Origin of the sequence: uncultured Pelagibacterium sp., assembly GCF_963972885.1 — a bacterium.
Taxonomy (GTDB): Bacteria; Pseudomonadota; Alphaproteobacteria; order Rhizobiales; family Devosiaceae; genus Pelagibacterium; species Pelagibacterium nitratireducens.
This window is the reverse complement of sequence record NZ_CAXAXY010000093.1, coordinates 1-11,479: the sequence shown is the minus strand read 5'-3', so window position 1 is coordinate 11,479 and position 11,479 is coordinate 1. Positions and strand designations below refer to the sequence as shown.

General features: G+C 60.5%; 10 protein-coding genes. 8 read left to right on the top strand and 2 right to left on the bottom strand.

Features of this window, described 5'->3' with window-relative positions:
- Positions 1–109 precede the first annotated feature (109 nt).
- Both lexA and AACZ55_RS13205 read right to left on the bottom strand, forming a co-directional pair.
- Positions 110–817, bottom strand: coding sequence for a transcriptional repressor LexA (gene lexA / locus AACZ55_RS13210; protein ID WP_338606954.1), 708 nt, complete (start codon positions 815–817; stop codon positions 110–112).
- Between the two features lie 128 nt (positions 818–945).
- Complete coding sequence (locus AACZ55_RS13205; protein WP_339646783.1) at positions 946–2,043, bottom strand: tripartite tricarboxylate transporter substrate-binding protein; 1,098 nt, start codon at positions 2,041–2,043, stop codon at positions 946–948.
- 209 nt (positions 2,044–2,252) lie between these two features.
- On the opposite strand from AACZ55_RS13205, the gene AACZ55_RS13200 reads away from it, so the two are divergent.
- The 8 genes from AACZ55_RS13200 (at position 2,253) to AACZ55_RS13165 (ending at position 11,406) form a co-directional block, all read left to right on the top strand.
- Complete coding sequence (locus AACZ55_RS13200) at positions 2,253–2,927, top strand: response regulator transcription factor (RefSeq protein ID WP_339646781.1); 675 nt, start codon at positions 2,253–2,255, stop codon at positions 2,925–2,927.
- On the top strand, positions 2,924–4,357 hold the full coding sequence (locus AACZ55_RS13195; RefSeq protein WP_339646780.1) for a sensor histidine kinase: 1,434 nt from the start codon (positions 2,924–2,926) through the stop codon (positions 4,355–4,357). The genes AACZ55_RS13200 and AACZ55_RS13195 overlap by 4 nt, the downstream gene beginning before the upstream one ends.
- A gap of 211 nt (positions 4,358–4,568) precedes the next feature.
- Positions 4,569–5,675, top strand: coding sequence for a tripartite tricarboxylate transporter substrate-binding protein (locus tag AACZ55_RS13190; RefSeq protein ID WP_338606950.1), 1,107 nt, complete (start codon positions 4,569–4,571; stop codon positions 5,673–5,675).
- 133 nt (positions 5,676–5,808) lie between these two features.
- A complete protein-coding gene (locus AACZ55_RS13185; RefSeq protein WP_339646777.1) occupies positions 5,809–7,518 on the top strand; it encodes a tripartite tricarboxylate transporter permease in 1,710 nt (569 codons plus the stop codon).
- Positions 7,519–7,560: 42 nt separating this feature from the next.
- Positions 7,561–7,797, top strand: a complete 237-nt coding sequence (locus tag AACZ55_RS13180) for a hypothetical protein (protein WP_339646774.1) — start codon at positions 7,561–7,563, stop codon at positions 7,795–7,797.
- 173 nt (positions 7,798–7,970) lie between these two features.
- Complete coding sequence (locus tag AACZ55_RS13175; protein ID WP_339646771.1) at positions 7,971–9,059, top strand: 4-oxalomesaconate tautomerase; 1,089 nt, start codon at positions 7,971–7,973, stop codon at positions 9,057–9,059.
- A 10-nt stretch (positions 9,060–9,069) separates the two neighbouring features.
- On the top strand, positions 9,070–10,125 hold the full coding sequence (locus tag AACZ55_RS13170) for an isocitrate/isopropylmalate dehydrogenase family protein (RefSeq protein WP_339646769.1): 1,056 nt from the start codon (positions 9,070–9,072) through the stop codon (positions 10,123–10,125).
- A 150-nt stretch (positions 10,126–10,275) separates the two neighbouring features.
- A complete protein-coding gene (locus AACZ55_RS13165) occupies positions 10,276–11,406 on the top strand; it encodes a PrpF domain-containing protein (protein ID WP_339646767.1) in 1,131 nt (376 codons plus the stop codon).
- Positions 11,407–11,479: the final 73 nt, after the last annotated feature.

Sequence of the window (11,479 nt, the reverse complement as noted above, 5' to 3'; positions counted from 1 at the left end):
ATGGCCCCGATCTGCCGCCAACAATCCGCACCGCCATCGACGGACCGGACCGCCCCTGGCGCATCCAGCTTTAGGGTCTTGAGGACAACTAGGCCAAGTCAAAGAAAATCTAGTAGCGCCGTAGCAATCCCACCAGTCGTCCCTGAACCTTGACGCGGTCAGGACCGAAAATCCGGGTTTCGTAAGCCGGGTTGGCCGCCTCCAGCGCCACGGCGTTTCCCTTCTTGCGCAGGCGTTTAAGGGTTGCTTCCTCGTCATCGACCAGCGCGACAACGATCTCACCATTTCCGGCAGCATCCTGCTTGCGAATCAAGACCGTATCGCCGTCGAAAATCCCGGCATCGATCATCGAATCCCCCCGCACTTCGAGCGCGAAATGTTCTCCAGAACCCAGCATTTCGGGTGGAACCGCAATGGAATGAGAGTGAGTCTGGATCGCCTCGATCGGCACACCCGCCGCAATGCGACCCATCACCGGAATGGCCACCGATCCGCCATTGTCCTGGCGGGGCGCCACGGTTTTGGCTGGCACCTTGCCCAGTGTACCCTCGATCACCGAAGGTTCAAACCGCGCCTTGCGCCCGCCCAGCGACGGATTCATCGAATCCGGCAGCTTAACGACTTCGAGCGCTCGAGCCCGGTTGGGCAATCGGCGGATAAAGCCACGCTCTTCCAGCGCCGTGATGAGCCGGTGGATGCCCGACTTCGATTTCAGATCCAGCGCTTCCTTCATTTCGTCGAACGAGGGCGGAATGCCGCTCTCTTTCATCCGCTCATGGATGAACATCAGAAGTTCGTGCTGTTTACGCGTCAACATTGGCGGATCCCTCGGCGGCGTCGAATCGGAACAAATATTGAACTTTTATACATGTTCCGTAAATGTTCCGCAAGCGTCCACTGTAATCACGGCTCTAGCAGCGCCGCTCGATTGCCGGCCGGAGCGTTCTATTGATCGCTCAACCGCACCGCATATTCGTTCGAGAGCATGTCGAGTATGCGCTTGCGGACCGCCGGATCGATCGTCGTCCCTTCGATAAAAAGGGCTTCCGCCGCGCGATCGGTGACCTGCTCATAGGCCCCCAGAACGCTTGAAACTTCGGCGCGATACTGGGGGTCGGCAAAGATATCACGCCAGGCCTGGCGCCATGTCTCGACGATTTCCGGCGGCGTGCCGCCCGGTAGAATCACCATCTTCTGAGCGGCAAATCCGGCGATATTGAAAGCGCGATAGGCCTCATAGTCGGGCCCGGAAGGCGGCTCGCCGTGTAACATCTCATACACTTCTTCGACGATGGGCAGATCGGGAAAGGTCGGATCGCGCTGCATCACACCATTTTCGTCGAGGATGCCCCAACTCATAAGTGGCACGGCGTCGCCAGCCTCGGCCATCGGAACAACATTGCGCAAGTACGAGGCCGTTGTCTGGTAGTCGATGCTGACTTCGCCTCGTTCCATGGCGATCAGCCCGTCGGCGCGACCGGTGTAGCCGAACACATAGCTGACATCAAAACCAAGTAACCGGAATGCCAGCATGGGAACGAGGTCGAGCGACGTTGGCCCCTGGCTCGCAAACACCAGGGTCTGGTCGGCAAGCCTGTCGATGTCGTCGGGACCCTCGACCCCCGTTCCGGGCGCGACGTAAACCACCCCTCCGGTCGGTGCAACCATCACCACTTCCCAGTCTTTGTAATCGTAACGCACACGCAGATCGCCCAGCAGGTAGGGAAATTGTGTCGATCCCGAAGTCCCCAGAATGGTCAGCCCGTCCGGCCGGGCGCGGCTGGCAAACGTGTTGGGACCACGGGTGCCGCCACCGCCGGGTTCATTGACGATTTCGATTTCTGGATGACCCGGCAGGTGCCGGGTCAGAAATGGCGCATTGAACCGCGCCCAGGTATCCGAGCCCCCGCTCCGGCTAAAGGGAATGATCCACTCGATGGTCTCGCCCTGGAAACTGACCTCGGCCAAGGCCGTGGTCGCGGGAGCCAGAGACAATCCAAATCCCGCGCTCAAGGCCCGTGCCCAACGCAGCAGTCCGCTCATAATCCTCCTCCAATGACAGGCGTGAACCGATGATCCTCCGAGCGCAGGCCGGTCCGGCCAATGTCTAACGCCTCATTGGGCGCGAGGCCACCCCTCACGGAAATTTGCTTGCCAGCCAGGTCCCGGCGGGGTCACATTGTCCAAACAGAAGGGGCTTTGCGCCGCGCGATCCCTGCTGTTGAAAAAATGAACACGGAGGGTAGAGGCGTTTGCGCATCGTTTTGATCGAAGACAACACAATGTTGGCGCGCGCAGTCATTCAGTCATTACAGGACGAAGGGCACGCCGTCGATTGGCTGGCCAATGGCGATGATGGCGCTCAATTTCTGTCAACCGAGGGCGCCGATCTGGCCATTGTCGATATCAACCTTCCCAAACGCAGCGGCCTCGATGTCATTCGCACTCTGGGCACCGAACGCAACGATATTCCCGTGCTTGTGCTGACGGCCCGCGACAGCCTCCATGACCGTATCATCGGACTCGACGCGGGCGCCGATGACTACATGACCAAGCCCTTCGAAATGGCCGAGCTCAATGCGCGCGTGCGCGCCCTGGGGCGCCGCAGGGGCCAGCGTGTGCACAACATTGAGGCCATGGGACAGCTCAGCTACGACAGGCTTTCGCGTCAGCTCGTAGGCCCTGATGGACTGATAGCTCTTCCCCGGCGCGAACTTGCGCTTTGGGAGGTGTTGTTCGACCATGCCGAGCGTGTCGTGCCCAAGGACGCCCTGTGCGACAGCATCTATGGGACAGGTGCCGATATCGACGTCAACGCTGTCGAGTTGCTGGTGTCCCGCCTGCGCCGCAAGATCGAACCGTTCGGCATCACAATAAGGGCTATCCGCGGGCTCGGCTATGTGCTCCGCCCGGTGGCGGTCCAATGAGCGCTGGACCTGTCAGTACACGAAGCCTTCGCGCCCGGCTTTTTGTGCTGCTGGTCGTACCGTTGATCTTTGTTGCCTTGGCCTCGAGCGCCGTGCGCTATTGGTCGGCGCAGAACATGTCCAAAGACCTCTACGACGACACGCTCAAGGTGGTGGCACACGCCGTTGCCCGCGAGGTTGTGCTGACCAAGGGTGACCTTGTTGCCGATGCGCTGCTTGATTCTCTGGTCGGCGCGCTGGGCGATCCGATCTATTATCAGGTTCGCGCCGCCGACGGCCGCTTCGTGACCGGCCACTCCGACGCGCCGGTGCCCTCGGCCAACCTGGTGGTTCCGGGTGGCACACCGGTCTTTTTCGACAGCACATACAACGGTCGACCGGTCCGAGCTGTCATCCTGCGTGAATTCATAGCTGATATCGATTTCGATGGCTGGACCACGGTTCAGGTTTGGCAAACGGTCACCCAACGGCAGGCTCTGTCTCTCTCGCTCGTTGGCCAATCTGTTTTCAATCTCCTGCTTATCGTTGGCTCTGCAGCGGTTCTGTTCTGGTTCGGCATCAATCGGGGTCTGACCCCGCTCACCGATTTGCGAAGCGCCGTGGGATTGCGCTCGGCCAGCGATTTGCGCCCCATCCGCCGCCCGGTGCCCCACGAGGTTGCTCCATTGGTCGAGACCATCAACAGCCTGTTTGCTCGGCTCAAGGACGAACTCGATAGGCGCAACGCCTTTATTGGCAACGCGGCCCATCAATTGCGCAATCCAGTTGCCGCCATTCAGGCCCAGGCCGAGGCCGCCCTCAGCGCGAGCAGCGACCACGGTCGCACGGCCCGTCTGCAGGATTTGGCGCAAGCGGCGCGCCAGCTTTCGCGCATGAGCCATCAATTGCTCAATTTCGACATCGCCAATGAGGGCAGGGGCGACGACCTGCAACCACCATCCGACCTCACCCGGCTGGTCGCCGATGTGGCCCGCCGGCATGTGCCCCGTGCCCTCAAGGCCCATGTCGATATTGAACTTGAATCTGCCACCGAGCCGCTGCCGGTTGCCGGCAACCGCGTTATGCTTGAAGAGGCGATCGACAATCTCATCGACAATGGTCTCAAATATGGCTGTGCCGAAGGCGGACGGCTTTCGCTCGCTGTCGAGCGTGTGGGCAATATGGCCGCCCTAACCGTGTCCGATGATGGTCCCGGTATTCCGCCCGAAGCCAGCGACCGGGTGTTCGACAGATTTGTGCGGCTGTCCGACGACAGCGATGGAGGATGCGGCCTTGGCCTGTCTATCGTCCGGGCCATTGCTCAACGGGCGGGGGGTGATGTTGGTATCATCTCCGTCGAAAGCGGTTGCACGATACGCCTCGAACTGCCCGTAGCCCAATCGCAAAAGGCCGCTCAGGGCCCTGGAAACGGGGCGATGGCGGCCGAATAGTCGCGGGTTTTGTGCCGGACAGCTTTCCGACAGCTTGGTGTTGCATGATGCATTCCAGCAGACATCCGTTGTTTCCGCATTTCCTTGCCATGCCTCGGCAAAGGCCGGAGAAAATCAGGGTGCAACGCTCGGATGGACCGAAGGCCGCTGGGGAGGCGCGGCGTGGGGACGATGCGGAGGTCTGCCCGCGAACTCTATGGGAGGATCCTATATGAAAAATGCACTTCGCTTCGCGCGGGGTTTGGCCGTGTCCGCCGTTATGGCGGCCTCGATTGCCATTGCGCCGGCCTCTGTTCAGGCCCAGGAGGTCGACTTTTCCGGCCAGACAGTTGAATGGTGGATTCCGTTCTCAGAAGGTGGGGGGTCCGACGTCTGGGCGCGCTTTTACGCACCCTATCTGTCCAAGCACCTGCCCGGGCAACCAAACGTGATCGTTCGCAACGTCCCCGGCGGCGGCTCGATCACCGGCGCCAACGAATTCGTCGCACGCGCCGAACCCGATGGACTTTCTCTGCTTGGTACTTCGGGTTCGACCCAGTTCCCGTTCCTGCTCGGCGATAGCCGCGTTCAATATGACTACGCCGAACTTGAGCCCGTTCTGGTTTCCCCGACCGGCGGTGTGGTTTACGTCCCGGCCAGCCTCGGGATTTCCGACGCATCCGAAATGGGCGAGCTCATGGGCACCGAACTGGTTTATGCCAGCCAGGGCGCAACCTCGCTCGATCTCGTTCCGCTTTTGGCCTTTGAAGTGCTGGGCCTCGACGTGCGTCATGTCTTCGGCATGACCGGCCGTGGCGATGGCCGTCTGGCATTCGAGCGTGGCGAAGCCACAATCGATTACCAGACCTCGTCAGCCTACCTCACCAACGTAGTCCCGCTTGTCGAAGCCGGCGACGCTGTTCCGCTCTTTTCTTGGGGCGTGCTCGATTCGGAAGGCAACGTTCAGCGTGACCCGACCTTCCCCGATCTGCCACACTTCCTTGAAGCTTACGAAATGGTTCATGGTGAAATGGGCGCAGCAGGAATCGAACTGCAGGCCTATCTCGCCTTCTTTGGTTCGGGCTTTGCTGCCCAGAAGCCGGCCATGCTTCCCAACGGAACTCCGCCTGAGATCGTGGCGGCCTACCGTCAGGCTTTCGTCGACGCCGTCGCCGATCCTGAACTCCAGGCCGCAAAGGTTGAAATCTTGGGTGAATACGACCAGGCCGTCGGTGACGAGGTAGCCGGTGTTTACACCGCTGCGACGACCATCGACCCTGTGGCCCGTGACTGGGTGCGTCAGTTCCTGACAGAGAACTACCAGGTCACTCTCGAATAGGCCGTGTTTTCAGCGGTGCCGCGGCTCAGAGAGCCGCGGCACCGTCGCTTTCCTGATGCGCGCTTGTCGTGCTCCGCGATAATGCTGCGCCGGCACCCGAACCTGCGTTCGGCAAAACTCACGAGTAACCAATATGCTCGACGTACTTTTTTCAGCACTCGCTGAACTGCTGACCCCTCACCACATGATGTTTCTGACCCTCGGCGTGCTGCTGGGCCTGGTCATTGGCATTCTGCCCGGCCTTGGCGGCATCGTCGGTTTGTCACTGCTGCTGCCTTTCCTCTACGGCATGGATCAAACCTCGGCACTGGCCATGCTTATCGGCCTCGTCGCCATCATTCCCACCTCCGACACCTTTGCGTCGGTGCTGATGGGCATTCCAGGCTCGACGGCCAGTCAGGCAACCGTTCTCGATGGATTTCCACTCGCCAAGAAGGGGCAGGCTGCCCGCGCGTTGTCGGCGGCGTTCTCGGCTTCGCTCATGGGCGGTCTGTTCGGCGCCCTGATCCTTACCGGCTTTGTTGTTATCGCCCGCCCGCTTATCCTGAGCTTTTCCTCGGCCGAACTGTTCGCCCTCACTCTTTTCGGCCTCTCGATGGTCGGCGTCCTCTCGGGCAACAACCTTGCCAAGGGCGTCGCTGCTGCCGCTTTGGGCCTGGCCTTCGGCGCCGTCGGCGCAGCGCCAGCCACTGGCGAGTATCGCATGGATTTCGGCCTGCTCTATCTCTCGACCGGTATTCCGCTGGTGATCGTGGCGCTGGGCCTGTTCGCCGTGCCCGAAATTGTCGACCTGCTGCGCGGTGGCTCCTCGATTGCCAGCAAATCTTCTTCTCTGGGGCAGGGGTGGCGGCAGGGGCTCAAGGACACTTGGACCTACAAATGGCTCGCTCTACGCTGTTCGGGCCTTGGTGCAGTCATCGGCGCCATCCCCGGGCTTGGCGGCTCGGTCGTGGACTGGATCGCCTATGGCCACGTCGTTCAGACCTCTAAGGACCGCTCGCAATACGGCAAGGGTGATATTCGAGGTGTGATCGCGCCGGAATCCGCCAACAATGCCAAGGAAGGCGGTGGGCTCATCCCCACGCTTTTGTTTGGCATCCCCGGCTCGGGGTCCATGGCGGTGTTTCTGGCGGGCCTCATCCTCCTCGGCATCCAGCCGGGTCCGGCGATGGCCGACCGCAATCTGGATGTGACCTACACCATCGTGTGGTCACTGGCCCTGGCCAACGTGATCGGCACACTGCTCTGCATCGTCGCCGCACCTGGTATCGCGCGCCTGACCACCATCCGCTACACGCTCATCGCGCCGTTCATGATCATGGTCATAACGTTTGCGTCCTTTCAGGCTACCCGGTCTCTCAACGACCTTGTTGCTCTGCTGATCGTGGGTGCCATTGGCGTTCTTCTCAAGCGCTTCGGCTGGCCGCGTCCAGGCTTCCTGATCGGTTTCGTTCTTGCCACCCAGGCCGAACGATATCTTTATCAGGCAGTCCAGTTCTCGGGTTGGGGTTTTCTCACCCGTCCGCTGGTTATCGGTATCATTGTGCTCACGGTGGTGTCGGTCTGGCTCGGCGCCCGCACCCGGCCGGGCGAAGAGGCGGCAAAGGTCAGCACCGAAGGTACGACCGAACTCGCTCAGGCGGGCCAGTTATGGCCTCAGATACTGTTCGGGGTTGCAGTTCTTGCTGGCTTTGCCTTCGTGTTCTGGGAATCGTTCGGCCTGTCACAGCTTGGCGGCATCTTCCCCACATGGGTCGCCGTCGTCGGGATCGTGGCAACGCTTGTTGCCATGGTGCCGCTACTGACGGGCAAGACGGAATCCACTGCCAATTTCGATACCTAGGTCACCCCGCGTGAACACGATGTCAGGGGCGGTGCATGGGCCATGTTGGGCTGGCTTGCCGCCTTTGTTGCCGCCGTCGCCATTGCTGGCTATTTCGCGGCGCTGCTGGTGTTCTTTGTGGTCTTCCTTAGGACGATGGCCAAGGCCAGCTGGCTCAAGACCATTCTTCTAACGCTCGCCGCAGCGATCTTCATGATGGTTCTGGCCCGCTCACTGAACCTCGTCATGCCGGCCGGGTTCCTGCAGGGCCAGTTCCGCTTTCCCTGGCCGTTCCGCTAACGCCAAAGGGGCGGGGGAGTGCACGAGGCACCTCCCGCCCGTTCATTGCCAAAGCGCGATGCCGGGCAACACCATTGCTCAATCCTACGGTGCGGGCGGTTCTGCTAAAGCCCGTCCGATATCGAACCGAGCTCGTCCGCCCCCGGTGAGCAGACACAACTGTAAAGATGACGATGACCCGACAAGCTGCCATTCCTTGCATTCTCATCCGCGGCGGGACCTCAAAAGGCCCGTATTTCGTGACCACCGACCTTCCGGCCGATGTCGAAAGCCGCGACAAGGTTCTCCTGGCAGCCATGGGGTCGCCAGATGCGCGCCAAATTGATGGGGTGGGGGGCGCAACAACGCTCACCTCAAAGGTCGCAATGGTGCAGCCATCGAGCCGCGAAGGCGTCGATGTAGACTATCTCTTCGCCCAGGTCTCGATCACCGATGCGTTCGTGGATACCGCCCCGTCCTGCGGCAATATACTTGCCGGTGTCGGCCCGTTCGCTATTGAGCGTGGTATGGTCGAAATTACCGGCGATGAGACTGCCGTCACCATTTTCAACATCAATACCAACAGCCGCATCGAAGCCGTCGTCAAGACTGATGCTGACGGCGTTATCTATGACGGCGATACCGAAATTGCCGGCGTGCCGGGCACAGCTGCGCCCGTCCGCCTAAACTTCATGGATATCGTCGGTTCTAAGACCGGCAAGCTTCTGCCCACCGGCAATCTGGTCGAAGAGATCAACGGCATAGAAGTCACCCTGATTGACGTGGCCGTTCCGATGATGATCTTCCGCGCTGCAGACTTGGGCAAGACGGGCTACGAAACTCCGTCCGAACTTGACGCCGATGCCGATTTCTTCGCACGTATGGAAGCCATGCGTATGATCGCCGGAGAGCGCATGGGGCTCGGCGACGTCACCGGCAAGGTAATCCCCAAGGTCGCGATGTTGTCCCAACCCAAAGGCGAAGGGCATATCGCCGCGCGCTATTTCGTGCCTCAAAACACCCATGCCGCCTTTGCTGTCACCGGCGGGCTGTGCGTATCCACATGCGCCATGCTCGAAGGTTCGATTTCCGACGGGCTGGCAAAGCGACCCGAGGGTGACGATCGCCTTGTTCTCATTGAACACCCTTCTGGGCTCCTTGACGTGGCACTCAAGACAAAGGGCAGTGGTGTCGATCTCGAAGTTCTGAGCGGTGGTGCGATCCGTACGGCTCGCAAACTGATGGCAGGCGAACTCTACGTTCCTGCCGACCTGCTCAAATAAGGCCAGTCTTATGAAGCTACTTGTTCTCCCCGGCGATGGCATCGGACCCGAAATCATGGCCTCAAGCCTAGACGTCTTGGCTGCGGCCGACGCAAAATTTGGGCTGAACCTCGATTACACTTATCGCGACGTCGGTCTTGCCGCCCTCAAGAACCACGGCACCAGCCTGCCCGATGACATCCTGCCTTTGGCAAGAACGCTGGACGGCGTGCTGCTTGGCCCAATGTCCAATCTCGACTACCCCCCGCGCGACAAGGGCGGTATCAATTATTCGGCAGCCTTTCGTATCGGGCTAGACCTCTACACCAATGTCCGACCGGCCCGCACGCGGTCCAGCCTGCCGCATCACGGCACGGATATGGATCTTGTCATCATGCGCGAGAACACCGAAGGCATGTACCCCGACCGCAACATGTTCTCGGGGCCAGGTGAATTCATGCCCGTGGAAGGCGTCGCGATCTCCATGCGCAAGATAACTGCCTTTGCCTGCGAACGGATTGCCCGCCGCTCGTTTGAGCTGGCCCGCAAGCGTCGCGGCAAGGTCACTGCCGTCCATAAAGCAAACGCCTTTCAGGTGACCGATGGCTTGTTTCTGAAGACCGTCCGCGACGTGGCAAAAGACTTTCCCGATGTAGAACTCGACGATGTTCTGATCGACGCCATGGCCGCCCTGCTGGTGCGCGACGCATCTCGTTACGATGTCATCTGCACAACCAACTTCTATGGCGATACGCTTTCCGATCTCGCTTCTGAACTTTCGGGCAGTCTTGGCCTGGCCGGCTCGCTCAATGCTGGCGATCGACATGCTGCCGCCCAGGCCCAGCACGGCTCGGCTCCCGATATCGCCGGCCAGGACAAGGCAAATCCAACCTCGATGATCCTGTCCTGCGCTATGCTGCTCGACTGGTACGGACGCAAGGCCGGCAGGGATGAATTTGTCTCCGCTGGCGCGGCAATTGAGAGCGCCATCGACGAGACTTTGGGGGATCCTGACACCCGCACCGGCGATCTCGGCGGATCGCTCGGAACGAAGAACTTCACCAAAGCCGTCGTCGCGGCGCTTTGATGTCAACACGGCAACAATAGCCTCGCGCCGGCAAGCATCCTGTTGCCGGCCAAAGCCCCTTCGTTTCTCTCGAAGGGGCTTTGCTTTTTGCGCAATGGAAACCGTGGCGCCTCTACGGTAGCAACGGATACTAGACACTTGGGAGGCCCCATGACCCAATCCTGGATACCGGCCCGCTTTTATCGTGGTGGCAGCTCGAAGGGCGTTTTCTTCAATGCCTCTGACCTGCCATCCGACCGGGCCGAGATAGAGCCGATTCTGCTGAACGTTCTCGGCAGTCCCGATCCCAATAGCCGCCAGCTCAACGGCATGGGCGGCGGCCTCTCGTCCCTTTCCAAGGCGGTCATTCTGTCGCGTTCGGCGCGCGACGATGCCGATGTCGATTATCTTTTCGCCCAGATCGCCGTCGACAGGCCGATTGTCGAATGGGGCGCCAATTGCGGAAATCTCTCGTCTGCCGTCGGCCCCTGCGCCCTTGAGATGGGTCTGGTCGAAGCCGGCGATGGAGAGGCGCTCGTTCGTATCTATCAGGTCAATACCGATAAGATTATCCACGCCCGCTTCCCGGCACGAAACGGTCAGCCAATCACGACCGGGACCTTTGAGTTGGCTGGCGTCGCCTCAAGCGGGGCACGCATCGCGCTCGATTTCGTTGACCCTGGCGGTTCGGTCTCCCCAGCACTCCTGCCCACAGGCAATGCAATCGACATCATCGACCTTGACGGCAAACAAATCGAGGTCTCGCTTGTAGACTCCACCAATCCAGTCGTTTTCGTCGAAGCTGCGGCGCTGGGGCTCGAAGGCACCGAATCTCCCGACATGATCGAATCCATCCCTCAGATGATGGATCGGCTCGACAGCATTCGCCGTATTGGCGGTGTCCTGATGGGGCTCGGCTCGACACCCGAATCGGTGCGTTTGGCCAACCCCAAGATTGCGCTTCTTTGCGCCTCCATGCCGTTCAAGGCACTCGATGGTTCGATGATCGACCCATCCGGCCACGATATCGGCGTGCGCATGGTTTCCATGGAACGCGTGCATCGCGCCGTGACCCTTACCGCCGCCATGTGCGTGGGCACCGCTTGCCAGATCACCGGCACTCTTGCCAATCGCCTGTCGTCAACTTCCGATTCCGAAATTCGTGTCGGCACGCCTTCGGGCGTCCTGCCGGTCGCGGCCGAAGTCCGCAATGATGGTCAATGGCGCGTCACCCGCACCACCGCATTTCGCACGGCCCGCTGCCTGATGCGAGGCGATGTCGCTTTGGAGGACCTGCCATGAGCTTGGTCGAGGCCAGCACGATAGCCCTTCGAGATCTGCTCTCTGGCATCGGCTTTGACGACGCCCCGCTCGA